This is a genomic window from Dyella sedimenti, assembly GCF_022760995.1.
Classification (GTDB): Bacteria; Pseudomonadota; Gammaproteobacteria; order Xanthomonadales; family Rhodanobacteraceae; genus Dyella; species Dyella sedimenti.
Genome location: NZ_JAKWJO010000011.1, coordinates 41,594 through 66,522, shown reverse-complemented (window position 1 = coordinate 66,522; position 24,929 = coordinate 41,594). Strand labels below are relative to the sequence as shown.

The 24,929-nt window shown below is 65.7% G+C and carries 24 protein-coding genes; 10 read left to right on the top strand and 14 right to left on the bottom strand.

From position 1 onward, the window contains the following. Positions 1 to 18 precede the first annotated feature (18 nt). Positions 19 to 438 carry a group III truncated hemoglobin gene (locus MJ605_RS18200; protein WP_243042964.1) on the top strand — a complete coding sequence of 140 codons (420 nt, stop codon included), beginning with the start codon at positions 19 to 21 and terminating at the stop codon, positions 436 to 438. 70 nt (positions 439 to 508) lie between these two features. Here MJ605_RS18200 and fdxA read toward each other — a convergent pair whose 3' ends face one another. The 5 genes from fdxA to MJ605_RS18175 form a co-directional block, all read right to left on the bottom strand. Continuing rightward, positions 509 to 832, bottom strand: coding sequence for a ferredoxin FdxA (gene fdxA, locus MJ605_RS18195; protein ID WP_243042963.1), 324 nt, complete (start codon positions 830 to 832; stop codon positions 509 to 511). 450 nt (positions 833 to 1,282) lie between these two features. After that, positions 1,283 to 2,872, bottom strand: coding sequence for a tryptophan halogenase family protein (locus MJ605_RS18190; RefSeq protein ID WP_243042962.1), 1,590 nt, complete (start codon positions 2,870 to 2,872; stop codon positions 1,283 to 1,285). 183 nt (positions 2,873 to 3,055) lie between these two features. Beyond that, positions 3,056 to 5,488 carry a TonB-dependent receptor gene (locus tag MJ605_RS18185; RefSeq protein WP_243042961.1) on the bottom strand — a complete coding sequence of 811 codons (2,433 nt, stop codon included), beginning with the start codon at positions 5,486 to 5,488 and terminating at the stop codon, positions 3,056 to 3,058. A 330-nt stretch (positions 5,489 to 5,818) separates the two neighbouring features. Then, on the bottom strand, positions 5,819 to 8,257 hold the full coding sequence (locus MJ605_RS18180) for a glycoside hydrolase family 3 protein (RefSeq protein WP_243042960.1): 2,439 nt from the start codon (positions 8,255 to 8,257) through the stop codon (positions 5,819 to 5,821). A 183-nt stretch (positions 8,258 to 8,440) separates the two neighbouring features. Beyond that, the gene (locus MJ605_RS18175) at positions 8,441 to 9,472 is read right to left on the bottom strand and encodes a LacI family DNA-binding transcriptional regulator (RefSeq protein ID WP_243042959.1); all 1,032 of its coding nucleotides are present in this window, start codon (positions 9,470 to 9,472) and stop codon (positions 8,441 to 8,443) included. A gap of 254 nt (positions 9,473 to 9,726) precedes the next feature. On the opposite strand from MJ605_RS18175, the gene MJ605_RS18170 reads away from it, so the two are divergent. From MJ605_RS18170 to MJ605_RS18160, 3 genes are all read left to right on the top strand, one after another. Then, complete coding sequence (locus MJ605_RS18170; protein WP_243042958.1) at positions 9,727 to 10,443, top strand: HAD family hydrolase; 717 nt, start codon at positions 9,727 to 9,729, stop codon at positions 10,441 to 10,443. Between the two features lie 22 nt (positions 10,444 to 10,465). Beyond that, a complete protein-coding gene (locus MJ605_RS18165; protein ID WP_243042992.1) occupies positions 10,466 to 11,308 on the top strand; it encodes an NAD-dependent protein deacetylase in 843 nt (280 codons plus the stop codon). Between the two features lie 77 nt (positions 11,309 to 11,385). Beyond that, positions 11,386 to 12,297 carry a CHAD domain-containing protein gene (locus tag MJ605_RS18160; protein WP_243042957.1) on the top strand — a complete coding sequence of 304 codons (912 nt, stop codon included), beginning with the start codon at positions 11,386 to 11,388 and terminating at the stop codon, positions 12,295 to 12,297. A 31-nt stretch (positions 12,298 to 12,328) separates the two neighbouring features. On the opposite strand, the gene tadA is transcribed toward MJ605_RS18160, so the two are convergent. Together tadA and MJ605_RS18150 are read right to left on the bottom strand one after the other, a co-directional pair. Next, positions 12,329 to 12,817, bottom strand: a complete 489-nt coding sequence (gene tadA, locus MJ605_RS18155) for a tRNA adenosine(34) deaminase TadA (RefSeq protein ID WP_243042956.1) — start codon at positions 12,815 to 12,817, stop codon at positions 12,329 to 12,331. A gap of 79 nt (positions 12,818 to 12,896) precedes the next feature. Then, the gene (locus MJ605_RS18150; RefSeq protein WP_243042955.1) at positions 12,897 to 13,808 is read right to left on the bottom strand and encodes a LysR family transcriptional regulator; all 912 of its coding nucleotides are present in this window, start codon (positions 13,806 to 13,808) and stop codon (positions 12,897 to 12,899) included. 121 nt (positions 13,809 to 13,929) lie between these two features. Between MJ605_RS18150 and MJ605_RS18145 the strand changes: the two genes are divergently transcribed. Further along, complete coding sequence (locus MJ605_RS18145; RefSeq protein WP_243042954.1) at positions 13,930 to 14,796, top strand: NmrA family NAD(P)-binding protein; 867 nt, start codon at positions 13,930 to 13,932, stop codon at positions 14,794 to 14,796. An 18-nt stretch (positions 14,797 to 14,814) separates the two neighbouring features. Next, positions 14,815 to 15,510, top strand: coding sequence for an SDR family NAD(P)-dependent oxidoreductase (locus MJ605_RS18140; protein ID WP_243042953.1), 696 nt, complete (start codon positions 14,815 to 14,817; stop codon positions 15,508 to 15,510). Between the two features lies 1 nt (position 15,511). Here MJ605_RS18140 and MJ605_RS18135 read toward each other — a convergent pair whose 3' ends face one another. The 7 genes from MJ605_RS18135 to MJ605_RS18105 all read right to left on the bottom strand — a co-directional run bounded on the left by MJ605_RS18135 (position 15,512) and on the right by MJ605_RS18105 (position 20,190). Continuing rightward, positions 15,512 to 15,847, bottom strand: a complete 336-nt coding sequence (locus MJ605_RS18135; RefSeq protein WP_243042952.1) for a hypothetical protein — start codon at positions 15,845 to 15,847, stop codon at positions 15,512 to 15,514. Positions 15,848 to 15,849: 2 nt separating this feature from the next. Then, positions 15,850 to 16,410: a cysteine hydrolase family protein gene (locus MJ605_RS18130; protein WP_243042951.1), complete on the bottom strand. Its 561-nt coding sequence runs from the start codon at positions 16,408 to 16,410 to the stop codon at positions 15,850 to 15,852. Positions 16,411 to 16,494: 84 nt separating this feature from the next. Beyond that, positions 16,495 to 16,938, bottom strand: a complete 444-nt coding sequence (locus tag MJ605_RS18125) for a MarR family winged helix-turn-helix transcriptional regulator (RefSeq protein WP_243042950.1) — start codon at positions 16,936 to 16,938, stop codon at positions 16,495 to 16,497. 38 nt (positions 16,939 to 16,976) lie between these two features. Next, positions 16,977 to 17,726, bottom strand: a complete 750-nt coding sequence (locus MJ605_RS18120) for a 3-keto-disaccharide hydrolase (protein WP_243042949.1) — start codon at positions 17,724 to 17,726, stop codon at positions 16,977 to 16,979. Positions 17,727 to 17,924: 198 nt separating this feature from the next. Further along, entirely contained in the window at positions 17,925 to 18,743 is an 819-nt protein-coding gene (locus tag MJ605_RS18115) for a carotenoid biosynthesis protein (RefSeq protein WP_243042948.1), read from the bottom strand. 158 nt (positions 18,744 to 18,901) lie between these two features. Next, positions 18,902 to 19,462, bottom strand: coding sequence for a flavin reductase family protein (locus tag MJ605_RS18110; protein ID WP_243042947.1), 561 nt, complete (start codon positions 19,460 to 19,462; stop codon positions 18,902 to 18,904). Beyond that, positions 19,459 to 20,190 carry a TetR/AcrR family transcriptional regulator gene (locus MJ605_RS18105; RefSeq protein WP_243042946.1) on the bottom strand — a complete coding sequence of 244 codons (732 nt, stop codon included), beginning with the start codon at positions 20,188 to 20,190 and terminating at the stop codon, positions 19,459 to 19,461. The genes MJ605_RS18110 and MJ605_RS18105 overlap by 4 nt, the downstream gene beginning before the upstream one ends. A 330-nt stretch (positions 20,191 to 20,520) precedes the next feature. Between MJ605_RS18105 and MJ605_RS18100 the strand changes: the two genes are divergently transcribed. Genes MJ605_RS18100 through MJ605_RS18085 form a run of 4 tightly spaced genes read left to right on the top strand, consistent with a single transcriptional unit; the run spans position 20,521 to position 24,813 of the window. Beyond that, entirely contained in the window at positions 20,521 to 21,435 is a 915-nt protein-coding gene (locus MJ605_RS18100; protein WP_243042945.1) for a SphA family protein, read from the top strand. A gap of 22 nt (positions 21,436 to 21,457) precedes the next feature. Continuing rightward, positions 21,458 to 22,672, top strand: coding sequence for an MFS transporter (locus MJ605_RS18095; protein ID WP_243042944.1), 1,215 nt, complete (start codon positions 21,458 to 21,460; stop codon positions 22,670 to 22,672). A 21-nt stretch (positions 22,673 to 22,693) separates the two neighbouring features. Beyond that, the gene (fahA, locus tag MJ605_RS18090) at positions 22,694 to 24,010 is read left to right on the top strand and encodes a fumarylacetoacetase (protein WP_243042943.1); all 1,317 of its coding nucleotides are present in this window, start codon (positions 22,694 to 22,696) and stop codon (positions 24,008 to 24,010) included. A gap of 32 nt (positions 24,011 to 24,042) precedes the next feature. Then, the gene (locus MJ605_RS18085; protein WP_243042942.1) at positions 24,043 to 24,813 is read left to right on the top strand and encodes a cyclase family protein; all 771 of its coding nucleotides are present in this window, start codon (positions 24,043 to 24,045) and stop codon (positions 24,811 to 24,813) included. Positions 24,814 to 24,929 lie beyond the last annotated feature (116 nt).

Genomic DNA, 24,929 nt, shown 5'->3' with positions numbered 1-24,929 from the left:
GACGGGAGACGGCGTTTCATGGCGCTATTCGGCCAGGCCAACGAGGTGGGCATCGCCACGCTGATCGACCGCTTCTACGACAAGGTACGTGGCGATGCCGAGCTTGGACCGGTGTTCAACGCGGCCATCGAGGACTGGAGCGCGCACAAGGTGGTGCTGCGCGACTTCTGGTCCTCGGCCGTGCTGCGCACGGGCCGTTACCGCGGCAACCCCATGGGCGTGCACCGGACCTTGCCGGCCTTCCCGCAGGCGCTGTTCCATCGCTGGCTGGCGTTGTGGCGCGAAACGGCGCGCGAGGTGTTCGAGCCTCCCGTAGCCGACCTGTTCATCGGCACCGCCGAGCGGGTCGCCCAGGGCCTGAGCATGGGCCTTGGCATGGGGCGGCTACCGCTGCACACCCCATCGCGGGTGATCGGTCCCCTGCATATCGTGTCCTGAACCCTTCTCCCAACCTCCCCTGCACGCAGGGGGTGGAGTCCGAAGCGTACGCTCACGGGCACCGCGCGGCTCAACGCTCCAGCAACCGCCGCTTGTCGGGCACGCCGTTCCAGCGTGCCGCGTCCGGCAGCGCCGGGACTTGGGCCGCGATGACCGGCCACCGCCGGGCCAGTTCGGCATTGAGCGCGACGAACGGCTCCTGCCCGGCCGGCACGTCTGCCTCGGCGAAGATGGCGTCCACCGGGCATTCCTCCACGCACAGCGTACAGTCGATGCATTCGTCGGGGGCGATTACCAGGAAGTTGGGCCCCTCGTGGAAGCAATCCACGGGACAGACCTCCACGCAATCGGTGTGCTTGCAGTTGATGCAGTTCTCGGTGACGACGTGGGTCATGCGGTGGGCCCCGGGCTGACAGCCCAGCATGGCGGTACCCGCTGCCCACCACCCTGATCCAGGTCATTCCGGTTCGCCCAACGGCAGCCGGAAGAGGAAAGCCGCATCATCCACGCCGGGGACATTCAAGCCGCGACAGTACGCCACGTGTCCGGGAGAGGGGGCGCGGCGAAATTGATCAGTGCACCAGCAGGTCGACGACCTCGACAGCCCCGGCGAACTGCCGCTGATGGACGAGATGCCGGAAGGCGGATGCGCACCACGCGACAACGCCGCTCGCAAGCGCTGAAGCGGATCAGGCCTGCGCCGCCAGCTCACGCAGGCATGGCAGTAGATGCCCTGCCCCGCGGGCAGGGCATCCGTGCAAAGGGACGTATCGTTGGACACGAGCGACAAGGGCATGAGCATGGCGGCGACGGGGTACAGGTGCGTGCCGTGCGATGGTCCAGGCTAGGCCGTCGCGTCCGCCCGATCCGCCATGTCCGTGCGCTGCCCGTATTCCCGGCACAGCTGTTCCACCAGCGCGCGGTGATCGGGCAAGTCGCTGGCGGCATGCGCGGCCACCTGCCGGATCATGGCGAATTCCCGCTTCGCTTCCTCGATCCGCGGATATGCGCTGCGCATGGGCTCCAGGTCGGTGGCGAACTCCATGCCGTAGAGGATGTACTGCCAGCTCGCCACCAGGAACATCTCCAGGTCGCCGATGAAATCCAGCCGATGCGGCGGGCGATGCCGCCACAGGGCCAGCTTGTCCTGGAGCGTCCGCGGGATGCTGGCCGGATCGGTGTTGTCGGTCCAGAACGCCGAATCGCGCCGCTGGCTCAGGCAGTAGTGCATCTTGATGAAATCGATGATGCGGTCGTAGCGCGCCACCATCATCTCGTTGTAGTGACGGGCCACGCGTTCCATGTCCCCGGTGTCGGACGGCAGCAGGTGGGTCAGCAGGTAGGTCGCCAGCTCGATCAGCGCGATGCCGGTCGATTCCAGCGGCTCCACGAAGCCGCCCGCCAGGCCCACCGCCACGCAGTTCTTGCGCCAGTGCTCGGGCCGGTAGCCGGTCTCGAACTGGATGTGCATGGCCTTCAGGCCATCGGTGGCGGTCCCCAGGTAGCGCCGGAACACCGCCTCGGCGCGATCGTCGCCGGTATGGCGCGAGGAATACACGTAGCCGACCCCGCGCCGCTTCTGCAGGCCGATGTCCCAGATCCAGCCGGCTTCCTGCGCGGTGGAGATGGTGTACGAGGGAATCGGCGTGTCCGGCCGCTCGTACGGCACCTGCATCGCCACCGCGCGGTCGGCGAACAGCACGTCGCGCTGGCTGCGGAACGGCGACTGCATGACATCGCCGATCAGGCGCCCGCGCAGCCCGGTGCAATCCACGTACAGGTCCGCGGTCAGCTCGCCCAGCTCGCGCGTGACCACGCGGGCGATGGCGCCGGCGGCGTCCAGCTCCGCGCGCTCGACCGTCGCCTCGTGGCGCTTCACGCCCAGCGCCTGCTGGCCATGCTCGGCCAGCACCTTGGCGAAGCAGGCGGCATCGAAATGGAACGCATGGTTCAGCGGCCCCTGGTAATCGGGATCCCTCGGCCGCTTGGGCGCGCGGTTCTGCTCGACCAGCGCGCTCTGCATGGTCACCGCCTCCGCGAACGGCATGCCCGCGGGCGCTGCGCCCAGCAGCCAGTAAGGCAGCAGCTCGGGCCCGCCCGGGCGCTGGCTGGGCAGGCTGAACGGATGGAAGAAATGCTCGCGGCCCGGCGTGCCGGGTGGCCGCACCCAATGGCGATAGTGGATGCCCTGCTTGTAGGTCGCCGTGGCGCCCACCAGGAAGCGGCGCTCGTCCAGGCCGATGGCCGAGAGCGTGCCGCGGATCGAGGGAAAGGTCGCCTCGCCCACGCCGAGCAGGCCGATGTCGGGCGATTCCACCAGGTGCACCTGCACGCTGCGTGGATCGGCCGCGTTCAGCGCCTTGGCGAGATAACAGGCGGCAAGCCATCCCGCCGTGCCGCCGCCCACTACCAACACTTTCCTCAAGCGAGCCATGATCGCCCCCATCCAGCCGGCAGCCCGTGCGCGGGCATCGATGAAAGAAAGGCCGGACCGCCCCACGGGGCCCGGCCAATGTGCCATTCATGGGGAGGGTCGGCGACATGCCCCGGCACGTCGCCTGGTGAACGGCAAACCATCGGCGGCGCCATCGAGGTGGGGCGCCGCCCGTCCATGGCGCTAGAACCAAACGCCGAGCTGGACGCCGTACGTGCGCGGCGCCAGGTACTGCGAGATGTACTGCAGCGAACCGTCCGCCATCAGGAAGCGACCCGCGCTGGTGCGCACCTTGCCGTTGGCCACGTTCTGCACGTACGCGTTGACCCACCAGCGGTCGCCCGGCTCGGTGTAGCGCAGCGACAGGTCGCCGCGCACGTAAGCCTTCTGCTTGTCGCCTTCGCCGAGGTTGAAATAGCTCAACCACTGGCTGCTCTGGTACTGCGCGCTCAGGCGTGGCGTCAGGCGGCCGCCGTTGTCCAGGTGGAAGTCGTGCTCGTAGATGCCGGTCAACGACACGTTCGGCGCGTGCGGCAGGTCGTTGCCGCTGACGTCCGTGCAGTTGGCCAGGCCCGACTGCGGCGGACAGACCGGCAGGCCCTGGTAGTCGTTGCTTCCCGCGTAGACCAGCGTGCCCAGCTTCTTCTTCGGGATGGCTGAGAAGATCAGGTCGAAGCGGTCGTCCTTCTGTTGGTAGGCCAGCTCCGACTCGATGCCGATCACCTTGGTGCTGCCGCCCACGTTGGAGAAGCCCAGGCCCAGGTTGCCGTTCGGATAGGTGATGGGCGCGGACAGCTGGAAGTTCTTGAAGTCCTCGTAGTAGACGTCCGAGTTCCAGGTCATGTGACCGTCGAGGAAGGTGAACTTGGTACCGATCTCGTAGTTGGTCAGCGACTCGGGCTTGTACAGCGCGCCGCCGTCCTGGGTACCGCCCGACTTGTAGCCGGTGGATACGCTGGCATACAGCAGCCCGTTGTCGCTGACGTCGGTATCCACGCGGGCCAGCCAGGTGACCTTGCCCTTGCTGTACTTGGCGCTGTTGTAGGTCGACACGGTGAAGCCGTTGGCCGGCCCGGGGATGGTGCCCGGCGAGATCGGCACCTGCGGCACGGTGGGATCGTAGTCCCAGCCCCAGTTGATGCCACCGTCGTTCTCCTTGTCGTCATGCGACCAGCGCGCGCCACCGGTCAGGCGCCAATGGTCGGAGACGTGCCAGGTGGCCTGGCCGAAGATCGCCTCGGACTCCACCGTCTCCTTCGGCTGGATGAAGGAACCCTGCCATGCCACGGTGCCGTTCTGGGTACCGTTCATCTGCGGGATGTCGAAACGGATGTTGTTGTCCTCGTACGCGTAGTACGCGCCCACGATCCAGTCCACGGCCTGCTGGCCGCGCGACTTCAGGTCGATTTCCTGGCTGTAGCTTTCGTAGTTGGAATAGTTGGTGCGGTCGTCCTGGTAGATGCCGCCGGTGGTGAAGCTGGTCGGCACGGCCACGCCGACGTCCTGGTCGTAGTCGCTCTTGCCGGAGTAGCGGTTGTAGCCGGCGATGTAGCTCAGCTGCATGTCGTCGTTGATGTTCCAGTCCATGCGACTGCGCACCGTCTTGCTGGTGCGGTCCAGGTACGGCGCCACGTCCACCAGCGCGGACCAGAAATCCTGCCCCTGGCGCGGCGTCTGCATCAGGCTGAGGCTCGGCGTGCCGCGATCGATGAAATACTCGTAGGAGATGTTCCACTTGAACGCATCGCTGGGCTGCCACAGCGCGCTCACGCGGGCGGCCGACTGGTCCTGGGCACTGTACTTCTGGCCGCCATGGATGAACTGGTCGGCATTGATCGGCTGGAACTTCGCAGGATCGCCGCCCGAGGCCAGGTAGGTGGCCTGCTGCTGGGCCACGCTGGGCAGCTCGCTTTCCGGGTTCTGGTAGTCCACGTAGCCGTCGTGCTGCTGGTGCACTACCGCCACGCGCATCGCGAACGTGCTGCTGATCGGCAGGTTGAACGCGGCGCGCGCGCCCACCTCGTTGTAGTTGCCCGCCTCCACCTGCGCGTTGCCATAGAAGCCGGCATTGAGGTCGGGCTTGGCGGTCTGGAAGCTGATCGCGCCCGCCGTGGAGTTGCGGCCCCACAGCGTGCCCTGCGGGCCGCGCAGCACTTCCACGCCGTCCATGTCCAGCAGCAGGCCGGCCGCGGCTTCGGCGCGCGGCGTGTACACGCCGTCGACGAAGGTGGCCACCTCGGGATCGGCGTACTCGGTCTTGGCGCTGTCGTTGCCGATGCCGCGCAAGGTCAGCGTCACCACGCCGTGGTCGCCCTCGCTGGTACCCTGCAGGCCCGGCACCAGCTTGGTGAGGTCCTGCACCGTCATCACGCGCTCCTTGTCGAGCGTATCGGGCGTGATGGCACTGACCGCCACCGGCGTCTTCTGCAGGGGCGTCTCACGCTTGGTGGCGCTCACCTGCACGGCATCGAGATCCTTGACCTTCTTGCCGGCCTGTGCGGGATTCTGGGACGGCGGGTTCTGCGGTGATGCATCCTGCTGGTCCGCCGCCAGCAGCGTGCCCGGAGCGAGCACCCATGCCATCGCGACATACAACGCCGTGTAGCGCAGCTTCATTAGCTTCCCCTCTCGATTGTCTTGAGTATCGTTGGCCGCTTTCGAGCACTCGCGGCAACCCGTTTTATGGCTTCCCCTTTGACAGCGCTGTCGTCAATTAATGACAGCGCTGTCATGAAGCGATCATATGCCGGTTCCCCGGCAGAAGCTTGTCGCACAGCAACAAGCCGCGATCACCGCTCGAAACCCTTGCCGCATCGTCCTTGCCGCCATCCCGCAGGCATTTTCCCCACCCCGGAATGATGCAAAGCAAATAGACGTCTTAACGTCCGCCAGTCCGATCACCGTCTCCACCGGCCCGAGACGGCGTCGCCATGGCGATCGCGCGCATCACCTGGCGCAATCGATCACGTGGTCCACATCGGTGCCCAGCGCCACGCGGAATATCGCCAGCTGGCTGCCCTTTCCGGCATCCCATACGAAAGGCTGTTCGATGCGGTGCATATCGGCGCCCGCGGCGCGGAAGCATTTCAGCGGCACGCCGATGCGCACCCACTGCCCCGGCGCCAGCCGCGACAGCTGCGACCCAAGCGCGACGCGCCCAGCGCAGCCCGTGCCGCAACCCATGGCCACCGAGGCATCCCGCCCCGGCAGCGCATCCACGCGCAGCGTGGTCACCAGCAGCACGTCGCCGTTGGTCTCCCGATCCAGGTCCAGGGGAGCGCGCGCACTGATGCTCAGTTGCGCACCGCCGCGCTCCCAGGTGAAACGCCGTGCATCCTCCTGCGCCTTGTAGTCCAGCGCGGCCATGCCGAGGCTGCCGTCACCGGTCCGCGCCGGCGACACGTCGCCGTTCGTGATGGCACCATCGGCGCCCACTAGGGCGAAGGCATAGCCGTGCACGGCCTTACCCCGCTCGAAATAATTGCCGACAGGGATCTGCTCGCCGCTGATGCCCGACGCCTCCGGCAACGCCGGTAAGTCTCCATGGCCGGCATAGCTCAGGCCATAGCCGAGCGGGAACTGCGGCGTGCCCTGCCCTTGCACCGCGCTGCGCGGCCAGGCGAAGGCCAGCCTGCCCTGGAAGTCGTGGGCCACGCGACCGTCACGCGTGCGCAGCAATACATCGGCCACGCCGCCGCCCTCGCTGCCGGGCAGCCAGGCCGCGACGAAGGCATTGGCGGCATTGATCTCGCGATTGACCCACAGCGGACGGCCGCTCAGGAACACCGCGGCCACCGGCACGCCCTCGCCGCGCAGGCGTCGGATCAGCTGCAGGTCGTGGTCGTCACCGGGCCGATACAGCAAATTGGGAATATCGCCCTGGAATTCGGCATAGGGATCCTCGCCGAACACCACCACGGCCGCGTCGGGCTTGCTGGCGTAGCGGCCATCGGGAGCGATCTCGACCGAACCGCCTGCCGCCTTCACCTGCTCGGCGATGCCCGCGCCGATCGACTGGGCGCCGGGAAAGTCCTCGTTCTTCAGGCCGACGCCCTGCCAGGTCAGGGTCCATCCGCCGCTCTGCCGGGAAATGCTGTCCGCACCATCGCCAGCTACCAGGATATGCCTGCGCGGATCGAGCGGCAGCAGTCCGCCATCGTTCTTCAGCAGCACCAGCGATTCGCGCACGGCGCGCCGCGCGATCGCGCGATGCGCGGGACTGCCGAGCACTTCCGCCGAACGGACCGCCAGCGGCTGCGCCGATGGCGCACCCGCCTCGAACAGTCCGGCACGGAACTTCACGCGCAGGATGCGCGCCACCGCATCGTCCACCCGGCTCATCGGGATCACCCCCGACTTCGCCTCGGCCAGCGTGTGCTCGTACAGGCCTCGCCAGCTGTCGGGCGCCATCAGCATATCCACGCCGGCGTTGATCGAGGCCGGGCAATCCTCGTTAGTGCAGCCAGGAATCTGGCCATGGGCATTCCAGTCGCCCACCACGAAGCCCTGGAAATCCATCCGCTGCTTGAGCACGTCGGTCAGCAGCGTCTTGTTGCCATGCATCTTCTGGCCGTTCCAGCTGGAGAACGAGGCCATCACCGTCTGCACGCCGGCATCGATCGCCGGTGGATAGCCGGCCGCATGCACGGTGCGCAGTTCCGCCTCGCCAATCTCGGCGTCGCCTTGGTCCTTGCCGTTTTTGGTACCGCCATCGGCAAGGAAGTGCTTGGCGGTGGCCACCGCGTGCGAGCTGTCCAGGAACTGCGGCGTACCCACCTTGCCCTGCAGGCCCTCGACCATCGCCACGGCGTACTGCGCCACCAGCCCGGGATCCTGCGAATAGCCCTCGTACGACCGTCCCCAGCGCACATCCTGCGGCACCGCCACGGTGGGCGCGAAGGTCCAGTTGATGCCGGTGGCGCGCACTTCCTCCGCCGTGGCCGTGCCGATCTCGCGCATCAGCTCCGGATCGTGCGCGTTGCCGAGCGCCGAATTCTGCGGAAACAGGGTGGCCCCGACGGTGTTGTTGTGGCCGTGCACCGCGTCGATGCCGAACAGCAGCGGAATCGCCACGTGGCCGCCGCTGGTATCCATCGAGGCCCGGTAGAACGCATCGGCCAGCGCCTTCCACTGCCCGGCGGTGGCCAGCAGCTTGCCGCCGGGCTTGGAATTGCCGCCCGCCAGGATCGAACCGAGCCGGTACTTGCGCACATCCTCGGGCGTTACGCTGAGGATGTCGGCCTGGACCAGCTGGCCCACTTTTTCCTCGAGCGTCATCTTCGCCATCAGCGCGGCCACGCGCTGTTCCAGCGCCTCGTCCCTCGGCAGCGGCCAGGTGGCGCCGGGCCATTGCCCGGGATGCACCGTCGCATCCGCGGCGGCCATGGCATGCCCTCCGGACAGGGCAACCGCGGCAGCGGCCATGACAACGGGTACGCCACGCAGGCGATGGTTGGACAACGGCACGGCATTCTCCCCTGGCAAGCGATCGGCTCCCCTCGGGGGCCATGGTCGCGCCAGCCTGCCAGGAATGACAGCGCTGTCAATTTGCAATGCAACAAGACAGAGCTAGGGCGCCACGGCCAGCGCCGGGCGCGGCCTGTCCGGGGCGCGGCCGGTCGAGCCGCGCAGGCGCATGGAGAACTTCGCGAACACCATGTCGCCCTCGCCGCCCCGCACCGTGCGGAGCAGCTCGTTGGCGGCGATGCGCCCCATGTCGCGGCAAGGCTGGTGGATGGTGGTGAGCGAGGGCCAGATCTGCTGCGACAGGGGCGTGTCGTCGAAACCGCATACCGACAGGTCGCGCGGCACCGACAGCCCCGCTTCGCTGGCGGCCCAGATCACGCCGGCGGCCATGTCGTCGTTGGCGGCGAAGATCGCCGTCGGCGGCGACGGCAGGCCGAGCAGGACTCGCGCGGCGACCACGCCCGAATCGAACGTGAACCGCCCCTGCGCCACCAGCCTGTCGTCGTAATCCAGGCCGCACTGCCCGAGCCCGTCCCGGTAGCCGTCCCGGCGCCAGATGGAGGCGCCGTGGTCCGGATGCCCGACGATGTGGGCGATCCGCTGGTGTCCCAGCGAGGCCAGGTGCACCACCATCTCGCAGGCGGCTAGTCGTTCGTCCAGCACCACGCCGGCGCAATCGCGGTCGCGCGGGGACACGCAGGAGAACGGCACGCCCATCGCACGCAGCCGGGCCAGCAGGCCGGCATGGTCGCTGATCGGCGGCGTGAGGATCAGCCCATCCAGCAGGCGCTCGCGGATCAGCGTCTCCACCCGCTCCAGCAGGCGCGGGCTGGAAGCGTCCAGCGGCTGCAGCATCATGCTGTAGCGCTGCGCATCGCAGGCTTCGAGCACGCCGTCCTGTACTTCCATCATGTAGCTGGGCGAAGGATTGTCGTACAGCAGCGCCACCAGGAACGAGCGGTTCGCCGCCAGGCTGCGCGCCGAGGGATGCGGCCGGTAGCCGAGCGACTTGATCGCGCCGAGGATGCGTTGCCTGGTTTCCTCGCTCACATTGGGTTCGTCGTTGAGTACCCGCGAGACGGTCTTGGGGGAAACGCCCGCGACCCGGGCCACGTCTTCGATGCGTGCGCGCATAGTCACCTGCAGTCACTGCGATGGAGGAAACCCTGGCCTGTCCCGTTGACGCGCGGCAACCGCGCGGGATGGGCGCGGCCATCCTAGCCGCAGACCACGACCGCCCGGAAGACGCATGGCGTCGTGCTCGCGCGTACGCGCACGCGCGCGAACCTAGGTGGTGTGGATGCCACGCGAACCCTTGTTTTCTGGGAAGATAGCCGTATCTCGCGGCCAGCGGGCCGCGCATCCCAGCACAGACACGGGCAGACCAGGTGATAGAGCTAGTGGGTTTCGACGGCGACGATACGCTGTGGCATAGCGAGGGTTATTACCAGACGGCGCACGATGCCTTCGAGCAGGTCATCGGCCACTACGTCGACCTGGCCAACCTCGGCCTGCGCGACCGGCTGCTGTCCACGGAACGGCGCAACATCCGGCTGTTCGGCTACGGCGCCAAGGGCATGACGCTGTCGATGCTGGAAGCGGCCATCGAGATCACCCAGTCGCGCATCAGCGCCGCCGACCTGCATCGCATCATCGAGATCGGCAAGCGGGTGCTCGCGCATCCGGTGGAACTGCTGCCGGGCATCCGTGACGCCGTGGCCGCCGTGGCGGAGCGCCATCGCGTGGTGCTGATCACCAAGGGCGACCTGTTCCACCAGGAGCAGAAGGTCGCCAACAGCGGCCTCGCCGACCTGTTCCATCGCATCGAGATCGTTTCCGAGAAGGACCATGCCGCCTATCGGCGCGTGCTGTCCGAGTTCGGCCTCGCGCCCGGGCAATTCGCCATGGTCGGCAACTCCCCGCGTTCGGACATTGCCCCGGTGGTGGAGCTGGGCGGCTGGGGCGTGTACATGCCCTACCACGTGACCTGGGCGCACGAGGCCGATTCCGATCTTGCCGGGCTCGCCGCGCGCGTCGCCGAAGTGAAGAATCCCCATGGCATCCCCGCCGCCATCGAGGCATTGCAGGCCCGTGCTGCCGCGTGAGGACGAGATGCGCGACGGCGGCATGACGGCCGGCATCGCGGTGGCAACGGCGCTGCGCGACGACCAGCAGCGCCTGCGCGATTTCATCGAGGCCCATCGGCGGCTGTTCGTGCTCACCGGCGCGGGCTGCAGCACGGATTCGGGCATTCCCGACTACCGCGACAGCAAGGGCGGCTGGAAGCGGCCGCAGCCGGTCACCTTCCAGGCCTTCATGGGCAGCGAGGCCACGCGCCGGCGCTACTGGGCACGCAGCCTGGTGGGATGGCGCCGCTTCCATCGCGCCCATCCCAACGCGACGCATCATGCGCTGGCGCGGCTGGAACAGCAGGGCCACATCACCGCCCTGCTCACGCAGAACGTCGATGGCCTGCACCAGGCGGCGGGCCACCGCAAGGTCATCGACCTGCATGGCCGGCTCGACGTCGTGCGCTGCATGGGCTGCGAGCGGCGCCTGCCGCGCGGCGATTTCCAGCAGCTACTGGTCGAGCGCAATCCGGCCTGGGCACAACTGGAGGCCATGGACGCACCGGACGGCGATGCCGACCTGGACGGCCACGATTTCTCCGGCTTCATGGTGCCGCCCTGCCCCGCATGCGGCGGCATCCTCAAGCCCGACGTGGTGTTCTTCGGCGAAAGCGTGCCGCGCGAGCGCGTCGACGCCGCCATCACATCGCTGAACGAGGCGGACGCCATGCTGGTGGTGGGCTCGTCGCTGATGGTGTTCTCGGGCTACCGCTTCGCCGCCGCCGCCGCGCGCGACGGCAAGCCCATCGCGGCGGTCAATATGGGACATACCCGGGCCGATCCGCTGCTCAGCCTGAAGATCGAGCGCCGCTGCGCCGACGCTTTCGCCTTCGTCGCCTGACGCACGCGGCCACATGCCGCTCGCGCGTGACGATAGTTTGATGCAAAGTAGGCGACCCGGTCATCTGGAACCGCTCCATGCATGCCAGGTTGCAGCAGCGCGCCACGCCATCGCGTGTTTCCCCGGTCCATGCCAAGGCCAGCCCCGGGAAGCCTTCGCAGTTCGATCGTATCCGCCAGTTGCTGGACGATCACCTGGCCAAGGCCCAGGAAGCACGCAAGCGGCTGCTCGAAGAACCCTACGATCCCAAGTTGCTGCATGCCTGGCGGGTCGGCCTGCGCCGCGTCACCGCCACGCTGAAGGACGTGGCCGGTTTTTCCGACGATGACCTGGGCGATGTGCTGGCCTATCTTCGCCTGTGCCGCGAAGCGACCGGGTCATGCCGCGACCTCGACATCCTGGCCCAGGAAACCCTGCCCGCCTTCCTGAAGCATGCGGGAACAAAGGGCGCGTTGGCGGAACAGGCCATGCGCGTAGTTGCCGGGCACCAGCAGGAGGCGCATCGCCAGGCCGTGCTGGCCTTGAAAAAATACAGCCTGGCCATTCCCCTGCAGGCGTGGCGTCACTGGGTGGCGTCGCTCGAACCGCCCACCGACCGTACCGCGCGCAATGTCGCCGCGGCGGTGATCGAACGGCGCTTCGACACGCTGAAAAAACGGGTGGCCAGGCTGGATGGCGGACAGAAGCGGTTGCATCGCCTTCGCAGCGCCACCAAGAAACTGCGCTACAGCATCGAGCTGTACCGGTACGCGTTTCCCAAGCCATCCGACGCCTGGCTCAAGCAATTGGCCGTCCTGCAGGGCCAACTGGGCCTGGCGCACGACCGCATGATGGGGCGCAAGCTGCTGTCGGACATGCTGGGCAAGGAGGAAGCCAGGCCTTTCCGCCGCTGGTCCAGGCATAGCGCCTACGAGGCATCGAAGAAGGCCATGCAGTCGCTGGAAAAGCTGCAGCGCCTCAGCCGTCACTGGCGCGCGCACGCACACTGATTCAACACGAGCTACATGAAGCTCCGAGGCATCAGCGGCGCGCGCGGAAGAACTCGCGCAGCATGGCGGACGATTCCTCGGCGAGCAGGCCGCCTTCCACCACGACGCGATGGTTGTGCCGGTCCGAAACCAGCGTGTCGAACACGCTGCCTGCCGCGCCGGTCTTGGGATCGGTCGCCGCATAGACCACGCGGCCGATGCGCGCGTGCACCAGCGCCATCGCGCACATGGCGCAAGGCTCCAACGTCACGTACAGCGTGGCGCCCGGCATGCGGTAGTTGGAAAGCTTCTCGCCCGCGGCGCGCAAGGCCATGATCTCGGCATGCGCGCTGGGATCGTTGAGCGTGATGTTGCGGTTCCAGCCCAGGCCGGCGACCGCGCCCTCGTGCACCAGCACGGCCCCCACCGGCACCTCGTTCTCGGCGTCGCGCGCGTGCGCGGCCAGTTGCAAGGCGTGGCGCATGTAGCGCTCGTCCTCCTGGGAAAAGCTCGGTGCCGAATGCGGGGTGTCGTCGGTCATGCCGTTCATGTCGGGGCGTGCGCAAGAGACGCAATTCTACCGTCGGCGCCCGCCATCCCAAAGGACGCGCGCGCCGTGGTCACGCCTCGGCCGTGATCGCGACGACGAAATCGAGGAAGGCGCGCACCTTCGCCGTCAGCTGGTGCCGCGAGGGATACAGCGCATAGAGCGGGAAGCGCTCGTCCGGCCAGTCGGGGAACAGCTCGACCAGTTGCCCGGAGGCCAGCCAGTGCTCCGTGCACAGCGCCATTACCTGGGCCACGCCATAGCCCGCCACGCAGGCGCCGTGCATCGTGCCGCCATCGTTGACGATCAACCGTCCGCTCGTCGCGATGGCCAAGCGCTTGCGCTTGCGGTGGAACTCCCACGGAAACGTGCGACCGCTGGCCGGATCGCGGAATTCGATGCAGATGTGCCGGTCGCCCTCCAGCTCGCGAGGCTCGCGCGGCGTGCCGTGACGTTGCAGGTAGGCCGGCGACGCCACCGTCAGGATGCGCGTATCCAGCAGCTTGCGCGCGACCAGGCTCGATACCGGCGGCTCGCCGAAGCGCACCGCCAGGTCGAATCCATCCGCCACGATGTCGCCGAGCTGGTCGCGCGTGGCCAGTTCGACCCGCAGTTGGGGATAGGCCGCCATGAACTCGCCTATCCGCGGCCCCAGCACATGGTGCGAGAACAGAGGGTCCACGTGCACGCGCAGCCGGCCGCGCACGGCATGGGCGCCCTGGGCCGCTTGGGTGGCGGCTTCCTCCAGCCCTGCCAGCAAGGGCATCACTTGGGCATGTAACCGCCGCCCCTCGTCGGTCAGGTGCATCGCGCGCGTGGTGCGATCGAACAGGCGCACGCCCAGCCTGGCTTCCAGCCGGGCGATGGCGCGGCTGACCCCGGGCGGCGACATGTCCAGGGCCTCGCTGGCGGCCGCGAAACTGCCGCCATCCACCACCGCCGCGAACACGCTCATGCCGTTGAGGATGCGCTCGTCGAAAGTCATCGATTCATGCCTTTATGTCACTTATCAAGTGACACTCATGTTATCGCGAATGGAATAAGCCATCCCCAGAATAGGCCCCGTCGCGGCCCCTCCCGGCCGCCCTTTCGGAGGAGATGCGATCATGTATGCCGTGATGGGTATCACCGGGCAGGTCGGCGGCCAGGTGGCCGCTAACCTGCTGCGCGCTGGCCGGCAGGTCCGCGCCGTCGTGCGCGATGCCGCCCGGGCCAGGGACTGGGCGAGGCGGGGCTGCGAGATGGCGGTGGCCGAGGCCGATGATCGCCATGCCCTGGCCGCCGCTTTCGCCGGCGCCGAGGGCGTATTCCTGATGATTCCGCCGGACTACGATCCGGAACCCGGCTTCCCCCGCATCCGCAAGACCATCGACGCCTTCCTCGCGGCGGTGGAACAGGCGCGTCCCGGCAGGCTGGTGTTCCTGTCGACCGTCGGCGCCCAGGTCGAACGGTTTTCCCTGCTCAACAATTCACGCATGGTCGAGCAGGCGTTGCGCGGCCTGCCGGTGCCTACCGCCTTCGTGCGCGCCGCCTGGTTTATGGAGAATGCATCGTGGGACGTGGCGGCGGCGAGGAGCGGCCTTATTCCCAGCTTCCTGCAGCCGCTGGCGCATCCCCTGCCGATGGTGGCGACGGCCGATATCGCGGATACCCTCGCCGCCACCCTGCAGGAAACCTGGCACGGCACCCGGATCATCGAGCTGGAAGGTCCGCGTCGCTATTGTGCCGATGACATTGCCCAGGGTTTTGCGCGGATCCTGGGCCACCCCGTGCGTGCCGAGCCGGTGCCGCGCGATACCTGGGAAACACTGTTTCGCTCCCAGGGCATGCAATATCCCGAGCCGCGCATGCATATGCTCGATGGCTTCAACGAAGGCTGGATCGATTTCGAAGGCGGCGCAGCGGAAGCGCGGCGCGGCAGCGTCGAGCTCGATACCGTCCTGCGCGGCCTGGTCCAGGACCATACCCACTGATCCAGCGAGGAATCCCGCATGCCAACACCATCCACCGCCCTCATCATCGGTGCATCGCGCGGGCTTGGCCTTGCGCTCGCCGCCGAATACCTCAAGCGCGGCTGGCATGTCGTCGCCACCGTGCGCGGCAACCGCCCCACCCCGCTGCACGACCTGGCCGCGACGGCCGGCGGCCGGCTGGAGATCGCGCGGGTCGATATCGACATCGCCCATGACGTGGCCGCCCTGCGGCGCCAGTTGAATGGCCGGCGGTTCGATCTGCTGTTCGTCAATGCCGGCATCGCCCTCCAGCCGGAGCTGCCCATCGGCAAAGTGGGCACCGAGGATTTCATCCGCATGATGGTGACCAATGCGCTGAGCCCGATGCGGGTGATCGAATCGTTCGAATCCCTGGTGCCGCCGGATGGCGCCATCGCCGCCATGTCCTCCGAACTGGGCAGCGTGGGCGACAACGTCGATGGCGGCTGGGAGGCCTATCGTGCCAGCAAGGCCGCGCTCAACACGCTGATGCGCAGCTTCGCCGCCCGCCATGCCGGCGATCCGCGCACGCTGCTGCTGATCGCGCCGGGCTGGGTGCGCACCGACATGGGCGGTCCGGACGCCTTGCTATCGATCGAGGAGAGCATCCCGCGCGTGGTCGATACGGTCAGCGCCCAGGCCGGCAAGGCCGGCCTGCGCTATCTCGATTACCGCGGGCAAGTCGTGCCCTGGTAGGTCACGCAGAACCGGTCCTGGGCGACCGGCCGCCATGCAGCGGCCCGAACAGGTGCGCCGCCAGCAGCCCCATCAGCAGGATACCCAGGCCCGCCGACGTCGCCTGCTCCACCGACCGGATGTCGAAACCACCATCCCGGACCAGCAGCAGGTAGGCGAAAACCATATTGGCGAAACCCCACAGCACGTTCACGGTGGACGAGGACAGGCCCTTGCCATGCGGCTTGGCAAACGGGCTCTGGAATGCCCGCCCCATCACGCCACTGACGTAATGCGGGATCGCGTTGCTGAGGAACGCCCCACCGAAGAAACAGCTCGCGTCATGCCAGATGGCCATGGTCAGGCGCTCCTCTGCAGCAGGTCGACAAAGTCCTGGGTCGTGCCGGTTTCGCCGAGCTTGGGAAAGATCCGCGTCACGCTGTGCTCGTGCGTCGCGGCATCCTGGTCCGTCATCGCATCGACCGCGAAGCCGACATGGAAACCCAGTTCGAAGGCATGGCGCCCGGTCACCTCCACGCCGCCGGCGGTAGCCACACCGGCTAGCACGATCTGAGTCACGCCCAGCTTCCGCAGATGGACGTCCAGACCGGTACCGGTGAACGCGCCCGGGGTGCGCTTGGTGACGAGATGGTCACCCGGCTGGCGTACCAGTTCGGGAACCAGCTCGGCGAAGTCCGTCGGCAGTTCCGCGAAGCGCCGGGAACGTTCCGTACGCCCCGGCGGCATGCCGTCCACCGTCACCCACGCCACCGGCAGGCCGCGCTGGCGGAATGCGGCGGCCAGCGCATGGGCACGCGACACGATGCCTGGGAACGGATGGACGAACGGCGCGGCCGCCAGGCCTCGCTGCAGGTCGATCACGACCAGTGCCGTCCTGGAGTCGAGCGTGGTGATGGGCATGGTTCTTTCCTCGGGTGGATTCGGCACGCGACCGCGTCTGCGGCAGCGCCCGCACAGGGTTGGGACATGGGTTGGCGGGAACGGTTATCCGTCGCCGAGACGCCTGAGCAGGGCGACGGCCTCGACCAGGGTCTGCCGCTCCGACGGTTCCAGCTTCTGCAAGGCGGCCAGCAGCCATTGCTGCTTGGCGATGCTCCGCTTGTGCCGCATCTCGCTCCCCTTGGGGGTTGGCGATACCAGCACCTGGCGTCCATCGGTGGGATGCGGCCGCCGCTCGACCAGGCCTTCCTGTTCGAGATCGGCGAGCGTCACGCGCATGGATTGCGGCTTCACCCCTTCGGCACGGGCCAGGTCCGCGATGGTCATGGGACCCATCGTGTCCAGCCGCGACAGCGCAGAGGTCTGCGACCAGCTCAGGCCTTCCGGGCTGACGTCCTGGCGCAGCCGGCGCAATAGCTGACCGATCGCCAGGGTCAAGTCGGCGACAGTGGCTTCGAGGGACTGGGAGGCGTCATGGGTCAGAGGCATGGCGCCACCCTACAATTAGACAGTCAAACTTGCAAGTCTTACTGCTGACTGCCCGGCGACAGCTCCCGGATCTTGATATTGCGGAACCACAGCTCGATCGGCGGCTCACCCTTGTCCTCGGTGCCCTGCAGGGAGATATGGCCCTGCTGGAACGCGCCGAAATCCGGCCACGACTTGAACTTGGTCTGGGCCACGCGCTGCTTCCAGTCCGCGTTCCACAGCTGGGTGTCGATCACCTTGTGGCCGTTCTGGAAGAACTGCAGGTGGCCATGGTCGGCGATGATCTCGAACTGGTTCCATTGCGGCGCCTGGTTCACCCACTCGACGTTGGACGAGATGAGATCGAACAGGTCGCCGGAGCGCTCGTAGAGCACGCGGCTATCGGGCTTGGTGCAGGCCAGGTCCGCGATCTGCATCTCCGGGCCGGTCTCGTAGGTCTCCTGGTACTTCGGCGACTCCTGCACGTAGAACATGACGCCGCTGTCGGCGCACGGACTCATCTTCCACTCCAGCTTCAGGTCGAAGCTGGCGTATTGGGCATCCGTCACCAGGTCCGCGAAATCCTTCTCGTCCCCGGTTCGGCCGCGCTCCAGGTGGATGGAACCATCCTTGACGGTCCAGTCCTTGCCCGGCGCATGCTCGCGGTAGGAATGCCACCCGTCCAGGCTCTTGCCATCGAACAACAGACGCCACCCATCCGCCTTCTCCTGCGGCGTCAGGGTGTTCGCGTCCTGGGCGGCGGCGGTGGCGGAAAGCGCCAGCCCGGCCAGGAAGATGATCGTCGCCATCGATTGGCTTCTCATGAACATGGTTCTGGCTCCCCTGAGTAAATAGCGAAATTGGATCGATCCAATTTCCGTGCCCAGACTCTACCTTGGCTTAGGTCATTAAAGCCCGCCGCAATGCAAAAAATCTTTGGCGCGTTTGAGCGCCATGCCCTGAGGAACCCGGAGTTCCTCAGGGCATGGTCGGCGTCCAGGCTTGTGTCAGCGGCTGAAGCCGAGGTCGGACCTGCCATTGGCCGATGGCAGGATCAACCGCATCAACGCCAGCAGGCTCGGCAACAGCATGGAGAACACCGAGATGATAACCAGCGATGGCTGCCGGTTGGGCGTGAGGTATTCCAGAGCGAACAAGACATAGATCACCACCGGCAACGCGGCGAAGGCGCCGCCGAAGCGATAGACCGGCGCCTCCCGTCTGGTTGCGCTTCCGCGGAACGCGTCGAACGCGAGGTAGACCAGGAACGTATTGAGCATCCATCCGAAATAGTTATGCAGCGGCACGCCGAAATAAGGGCCGCCGTCCTCCCATATCCAGTTGCCGGCCGCGACCATCGGCGGATCCATCACCATGTCCCAGCCGGTCATGGCGAAGGCGGCGGCGAGCGCGAGGCATATCGCCCCCATGGGACGGCGCGTGTCCACGCCACGCAACAGCGCCTGTGCCACCACCCAGGAGGGATAGATCATCATGAACCAGCCCAGCGGGATCAGCACCGGCACATGGCCCAGCTTGGTACCCAGCATGTCGCTGTAGTGGTAGCGGCCGAAGACCCATCCTGTCCGTACCCCGACTTCTTCCATGATGAAGGAGATAAGCACCGTCAACCCGAAGAACAGCACAAGGCGGCGCCCGCCCAGCATCAGCCCGGCATGCAGCAACGAAAAAGCGGTGAACGCCAGCACGAAGCCGATATTGCCCGGCGCCGGCAACAGCACCCAGTGGTGGGCGATGTTGGAAACGATGAAATAGGCCAGCAGGGCAAAAAGCCCCCAGGCCGGCCAACGCAGAAAGCCTTGCATACGATCCCCCCGAGTGGCCCCCGCAACGACACGTTGCAGGGAACCACAGCACCCTGGTCACCAAGGCCGATCCTTGCGGCCTCCCCCAACCGCGCATGGTAGTCGGGTTCGCGGTGAACGGAAACCATGGAAGGCCATCCAATCTGCGCCCCGGGCGATCACAGCTCGACCTGGAAATCCTTCCAGCGCGTCATGCGCCCGCGCAGGTCGATCACTTCGCCATCCACCGTGAAGGTGCCGTCCCCGTTGTGGTGCAGCGTGCGCTTCTCCGGCCGCCTCTCGTCGTAGTGGATCGCCACCACCTCGAGGACGTGGAGCGCATAGGCGTCGGACAGCCGGTCGTCCACCATGCGGCACTCCAGGTTGGCCAGGCACTCGCCGATCAGGGGCGCGCCCACCTTGGCCGCATCGATCGCCGTAAGGCCGAAGCGCCTGAACTTGTCGACCGACGACCCGGAACAATTGCCGATGTCCACGACCGTTTCCGCCAGGTCGACGGTAGGAATGGCGATCACGCATTCTTTCGTCCGCTTCAGGGCCGCATGGCTGTGATCCCACGGACCGATGATGCAGCCGAGCAACGGTGGATCATGCTGGATGACCATGTGGAACCCCATGGTCATGATGTTGCGATGGCCGGCCATGGCCGTCGCAACGAGAACGACCGGCCCCGCCTCGAGCAGGCGGTAGGCCTTGTTGGGATCGACGCGCTTCATCATGTACGAGCCTCTTTGCCCTGCCCCCGCTTTGCGAGCGTGCCAAAGCCTGCCACGAGAAAGTCGATCAGGTGGGGATACTGCCCCGGATCGCCGGCTTTTGCCCCATGTCGCGAAAGTCGCTCGACACGGTCATCCGCAATCAGCATGAGCAACGCCCCCAGGGAATACTCGTAGGCCCAGACCACCCGGTCACGATGGACCTTGGGCAAGGCCTTGCACATGGTGTCAATGAACACTTCGGCCAGGTGATCGTAATACTTCGTGACAACGTGTTTCGCCTCGACCCCCGGCTCCCATACGGCTCGTGCGACCAGCATGGAAAACGGCTGGCCATCCGAACTTGAACGCAAGCGGACGACGGGCTCCGCCCAGGCCCGAACGATATCCTCCACGGCATTCTTGTTCCTGGCGGAGCAGTCGACCTCTTTTATGCGTTCGATGCGCTCGGTGATGTAGTTCTTGCGGTGCTCGAAAACGGTCTGCAACAGTTCGTGCTTCTTGCCGAAATAGTACCCAACGAGCGCAACGGGAACTCCGGCATGCGCCGCGATGTCCCGCACCGTCACGGCGTGATAGCCGTGGCGGGAGAACATCAACTCCGCGCTATGGAGAATGTCCTGCTTGCGGTCCGTCCGGCCCAGTTCATCCGCGGCGAGCGGGGACCGATGCGCGGCCGCGCTTTTCTTGAGCGCGGCGTCCTTTTTTGGCGTCTTGGCCATGCGCGTCATGGGCAACGTCTCCTGACAGTAGTCGCAATGCCTCGATGGTACCCATCCTCGCGGCATGAAGCGAAGATGCTGCAACGCGACTTGAACGCGTGTTCAACATCTTGTACATCTGTACAAATTCCAGGAACCACCGAGGCATAAACGCTACACGAGCGCAGTGGCATACCAGGCTTGGTTGAGTCCGTCCGGTCGCATCCGCCGGGCAAGTCCGCGTCCCTGCCCTCCAGAGGCATCCGTCAAGGTTCGCAAACCACCAACGCTGCCCACGCATGGGTCGCGCATGGCTTTTCTTGCCTTGAAATCCATAGTCCTACCTGCGGGAGCATGCACATGTCGTTTGGCAAGAACCCAGTATTGATGTCGCTCGCCCTAGTGGCCGCCTGCACCGCCTGGTCGCGACCAAGCAAGGCCGCGGAGAACCTCAGTCCCTACTTGCCTGGCGTGAGCACCGGCGTTCCCGTCGGGGCCGCTCCGCCGCCCGGCTTCTACCTGGTGGATACGATGTACACCGCGCGCGGCAACGAGCTGAAGGATGGGAAAGGCAATGGCACCCCATTGAAGCTGCGCAACTACGTCAATACGACGATGTTCCTGTGGGTTCCCGATTGGCACGTGCTTGGCGCGCAATTCAGCGCAAACACGATTGTGCTGTATGCCCGGCATGACGTGGACAGCACGGCCATTGGCGGTTATCGCTCCCGGTCGAGCGGCTTCTTCAACCTGATCGTGACGCCGGCATCGCTCTCCTGGAACCTCGGGAATGGGCTGTTCACGTCGGCCAGTCTCGCCTTCTATGTCCCGGGCGGCAACTATGGCTACGCGGGCGGCAAGACATTGCAGACCAGCTATGCGAACGATTTCTGGACCGTCGAACCAAGCTGGGCCATCAGCTACCTTCACGATGGCTGGAACTTCACCCTCAACAACGTCTTCGATATCAACAAGCGCAACTCCAAGACGGATTACCTATCCGGCAACGCCTACTACCTCGACGCGACAGCGACCAAGGAAATCGGCCGCTGGACGATAGGCGCCGTGGGAAATTATTCGCGCCAGTTCTCGGACGACCGGCAATACGGCCGGGTGGTCGGTGATGGCAACCGCTTCGAACACGTGCTGGTAGGTCCGCTCGTCGGCTACGAGCTCGGAAAAGCGCACCTGACGCTTCGTTACTTGCAGGACGTACGAACGCGCAACGATGTGAACATCTCTTTTGCCTTCGTCTCCCTGTCTTTCAAGATCTGAGCGTCCGAGCGAGGAATCGATCATGAACAACCGTTGGCTCGCCTTGAGCATCATCTTCGTGTCATTTCTTCAATTCACGCTCAACTGGTTCAACGTGGTTCCCACGTTTGGCCACCTGGCGACCGATCTGCATCTCGAGTTGCCGCAGATCGGCATGATCGTCGGCGCCTTCATCGCCGGCTACGGTCTCGCCCACATTCCCGGCGGCATGCTCGCCGAGGCGAAGGGGGTACGGTTTGCGATGTTGTTCGGCATCGCCGTGGAAACGGCCGGCACCGTGCTTTCCGCGCAGGCGCACTCCTATCCGGTGCTGTTGATCGCGCGATTCGTCTGTGGCGTGGGCGGTTCCGTCTATATAGGCAGCGCCATCGGCCTGACCACCGCGTGGTTCAGGGAACACGAACTGGTGACCGCGAACGGCCTGATTACGGGCGTGGCCTTCACAGTCGGCGCGGCGCTGGGGCTTTTTGCGTGGGCGGGTGTCGTCGCGTCTTTCGGATGGCGACAGGCGCTGCTGGCCGGGGCGGGCATCGGCCTGGCCACCTTCCTCGGCATGCTGGCCGTCTTTCCGACGCCGCCGGGCCATAAGCAGGCGATCCAGGGCAATCATCTGGATCGCGCGGCCTTGGCACGCGTGTTCGGCAATCGCGACTTGTGGATACTTGGCCTGGGTTTCCTGGGCGGCTATGGCAGTTATTTCACGGCGGCGGAATTACTCCCGACCTATGCCCAGGCTCACCTCGGCCTGAGCCCGCAGCAAGCGGGAACGCTTGGCGTGACGCTGCTGGTCAGCGGCATTCCCGGCTCCTTCATTGGCGGCTGGCTCGCCGACAAGGTCTTGGGCGTGCTGCCAACCATCCTGCTCGCATGGTTCGTGGAAAGCGCGGCATTGTGTGCCGTTCCCTATCTCGACGCGACAGGCTTGCAGGTCGCGGCCACGATCATCGGCTCGATGGCCATCCTCGGGTTCGTGGCGTGGATCGCCGTGCCTGGCCTGTACCGGGACACGATCCAGCTTCCCGACGTACCCACGGCGTGCGGATTGATGCTGACCATCGTCGGTATTGGCGGCGTGGCCGTCCCCGCGCTCTTTGGTCGAATCGCCACGACCTTCGGCTATCCCGCCGCATGGTCGTTCACCGCCGCCATCTCGTTCGCCACCGCGCTGTGTTGCCTGCTGGTGCACCGGCCGGGCAGCAAGGCATCTCAAACACGCACCCTGAAGACTGTTGCTTAACTTGCCTCCGCAGGACCTTTCATGACCACACTCGACGAAACCCACGATCCCCATCGACGTAGTTGGGTAGAAAGCGCCAATGCGCCCGACACGGATTTCCCCATCCAGAACTTGCCGATAGGCGTATTCAGCCTGGATGGCCGTTCGCCTCGTTGCGGCATAGCCATTGGCGATGCCGTGCTCGACATCGGCATCGCCCATGACAAAGGGTGGTTCACCGGCGATGCGGCCATTGCCGCGGAATCCGCCATCACCGCCTCACTCAATGACCTGTTCTCGCTGGGGTGCAGCCCCTTGCGCGAATTACGCCGTCAGGCCGCCAGCATCCTTGCCCATGACGGACCACTCGCGAAAAGCACACGTGCGGCACGAGAGGGGTTGCTGCATGCGCGTGACGCATGCGCCATGCAGCTTCCCGTACGCGTAGGCAATTACACGGACTTCTACGCCGGCATCTATCACGCCAAAGCCGCGGGCGCCTTGTTGACGCCCGAAGATCCGTTGCCGAAAAACTACAAGTGGGTGCCGATCGCCTATCACGGCCGGGCCTCATCCGTACGAGTCGGTGGCGGCACGATCAAGCATCCGCATGGCCAACGGCCACCGGAGGATGACGGAAGGCCGGGGTTCGGCCCCTCCCGGCGATTGGACTTTGAATTGGAGATGGGCTTTTTTATCGGAAAGGGCAATGCACTCGGCCAGCCCATCGATATCGCTGGCGCAGGCGAACACATCGTGGGATTTACCCTGCTCAACGATTGGTCGGCACGGGACATCCAGCGCTGGGAAATGTTTCCGCTCGGCCCCTTCCTGAGCAAGAACTTCAGTACGTCCATATCGCCCTGGATCGTGACGGCCGACGCGCTGCTGCCGTTCCGGACGCCTGCCATGGCCAGGGATGCAGTCGACCCCGCTCCCCTGGACTATCTATTGGATGCCGATGACCAACGGCGTGGCGGCATCGACGTGGCATTGTCGGTACAGCTTCAAACAGCGCTGATGCGTGGCAAAGGCATGCCAGCCGTCGAAATACTGCATTCCAATGCACGTCACCTTTACTGGACGCCGGCCCAGATGGTCGCTCACCACACTTGCGGCGGCTGCGACTTGCAGCCGGGCGACCTGATCGGCACGGGAACCATATCCGGACCCGAGCCGGACCAGCTCAGCAGCATGCTGGAACTTACCGCCGCGGGCGCCAGGCCGATCACGCTACCGAGTGGCGAACGGAGGGGTTTCCTCGAAGACGGCGACGAAGTCGTTTTCACGGGCAAATGCCACCGCGACGGCTTCGTCTCCATAGGCTTCGGTGAACTCAGGGGACGTATCACCGCCTGACTTCCTCCATTGCAACACTTCAAGGCTTTGTCATGAGCAAGATCATCGATATTTCCATCACCCTCGACAACGACACCATTTCCGATCCGCCGTTCATGCGTCCGGCGATCACCTATACGGCCCATGCCGAGTCCGCGAAGGACCTGGTCGCATCCTTTCCCGGGATGACCGTCGACCAGCTGCCCGAACGCATGGGCTGGGCGGTCGAGCAGATCAACCTGTCCACGCACAATGGAACGCATATCGATGCACCGTGGCACTACCACCCGACGATGGATGGTGGAAAACGCGCCATTGCCATCGATGAGGTGCCGCTTGAATGGTTCATGCAGCCCGGCGTCAAGCTCGATTTCCGGCACCTTCCCGATGGCCACCTGGTGACGCCCGATGAGATCGATGCCGAGCTGGAGCGTATAGGGCATAAGCTCTCGCCGTTGGAGATCGTGCTGGTCAATACGCGTGCCGGCGAAAGGTACGGCCACCCCGACTACATCCATGCCGGTTGCGGCATGGGTCGCGATGCCACCCTGCACCTCACGTCGCAAGGCATCCGCGTCGCCGGCACGGATGGCTGGAGCTGGGATGCGCCGTTCAGCCATACGGCCAAGCGCTTTGCCGATACCGGCGATGCCAGCCTGATCTGGGAAGGCCACAAGGCGGGCCGCAACATCGGTTACTGCCAGATTGAAAAGCTGCACAATCTCGAAGTCCTGCCCCCCGATGGTTTCACGGTCATTTGCTTTCCAGCCAAGATCCGTGGAGCCAGCGCCGGCTGGACGCGTGCCGTCGCCGTGCTGCCCTGACTGACCCCGAGTGAGAAAGCCGCGTAAAACAATCCCGAGAAGGCTTTTACCGTCGAAGAAGGTAAAAGCCTGAATAGTGAACAGGAATGCCTTAATCCGGACTCAATCCCCGAAGG

Excerpts from the sequence above, each read along its gene's own strand:
- MJ605_RS18140 (WP_243042953.1), top strand. The coding sequence starts at position 14,815 with ATGCCAACACCATCCACCGCCCTCATCATCGGTGCATCGCGCGGGCTT.
- MJ605_RS18100 (WP_243042945.1), top strand. The coding sequence starts at position 20,521 with ATGTCGTTTGGCAAGAACCCAGTATTGATGTCGCTCGCCCTAGTGGCC.
- MJ605_RS18185 (WP_243042961.1), bottom strand. The coding sequence starts at position 5,488 with ATGAAGCTGCGCTACACGGCGTTGTATGTCGCGATGGCATGGGTGCTC.
- MJ605_RS18095 (WP_243042944.1), top strand. The coding sequence starts at position 21,458 with ATGAACAACCGTTGGCTCGCCTTGAGCATCATCTTCGTGTCATTTCTT.
- MJ605_RS18110 (WP_243042947.1), bottom strand. The coding sequence starts at position 19,462 with ATGATGAAGCGCGTCGATCCCAACAAGGCCTACCGCCTGCTCGAGGCG.
- MJ605_RS18190 (WP_243042962.1), bottom strand. The coding sequence starts at position 2,872 with ATGGCTCGCTTGAGGAAAGTGTTGGTAGTGGGCGGCGGCACGGCGGGA.
- MJ605_RS18125 (WP_243042950.1), bottom strand. The coding sequence starts at position 16,938 with ATGCCTCTGACCCATGACGCCTCCCAGTCCCTCGAAGCCACTGTCGCC.
- MJ605_RS18200 (WP_243042964.1), top strand. The coding sequence starts at position 19 with ATGGCGCTATTCGGCCAGGCCAACGAGGTGGGCATCGCCACGCTGATC.
- MJ605_RS18175 (WP_243042959.1), bottom strand. The coding sequence starts at position 9,472 with ATGCGCGCACGCATCGAAGACGTGGCCCGGGTCGCGGGCGTTTCCCCC.
- tadA (WP_243042956.1), bottom strand. The coding sequence starts at position 12,817 with ATGACCGACGACACCCCGCATTCGGCACCGAGCTTTTCCCAGGAGGAC.
- MJ605_RS18120 (WP_243042949.1), bottom strand. The coding sequence starts at position 17,726 with ATGGCGACGATCATCTTCCTGGCCGGGCTGGCGCTTTCCGCCACCGCC.
- fahA (WP_243042943.1), top strand. The coding sequence starts at position 22,694 with ATGACCACACTCGACGAAACCCACGATCCCCATCGACGTAGTTGGGTA.
- MJ605_RS18145 (WP_243042954.1), top strand. The coding sequence starts at position 13,930 with ATGTATGCCGTGATGGGTATCACCGGGCAGGTCGGCGGCCAGGTGGCC.
- MJ605_RS18115 (WP_243042948.1), bottom strand. The coding sequence starts at position 18,743 with ATGCAAGGCTTTCTGCGTTGGCCGGCCTGGGGGCTTTTTGCCCTGCTG.
- MJ605_RS18160 (WP_243042957.1), top strand. The coding sequence starts at position 11,386 with ATGCATGCCAGGTTGCAGCAGCGCGCCACGCCATCGCGTGTTTCCCCG.
- MJ605_RS18135 (WP_243042952.1), bottom strand. The coding sequence starts at position 15,847 with ATGGCCATCTGGCATGACGCGAGCTGTTTCTTCGGTGGGGCGTTCCTC.
- fdxA (WP_243042963.1), bottom strand. The coding sequence starts at position 832 with ATGACCCACGTCGTCACCGAGAACTGCATCAACTGCAAGCACACCGAT.
- MJ605_RS18150 (WP_243042955.1), bottom strand. The coding sequence starts at position 13,808 with ATGACTTTCGACGAGCGCATCCTCAACGGCATGAGCGTGTTCGCGGCG.
- MJ605_RS18085 (WP_243042942.1), top strand. The coding sequence starts at position 24,043 with ATGAGCAAGATCATCGATATTTCCATCACCCTCGACAACGACACCATT.
- MJ605_RS18105 (WP_243042946.1), bottom strand. The coding sequence starts at position 20,190 with ATGACGCGCATGGCCAAGACGCCAAAAAAGGACGCCGCGCTCAAGAAA.
- MJ605_RS18165 (WP_243042992.1), top strand. The coding sequence starts at position 10,466 with ATGACGGCCGGCATCGCGGTGGCAACGGCGCTGCGCGACGACCAGCAG.
- MJ605_RS18180 (WP_243042960.1), bottom strand. The coding sequence starts at position 8,257 with ATGGCCGCCGCGGATGCGACGGTGCATCCCGGGCAATGGCCCGGCGCC.
- MJ605_RS18130 (WP_243042951.1), bottom strand. The coding sequence starts at position 16,410 with ATGCCCATCACCACGCTCGACTCCAGGACGGCACTGGTCGTGATCGAC.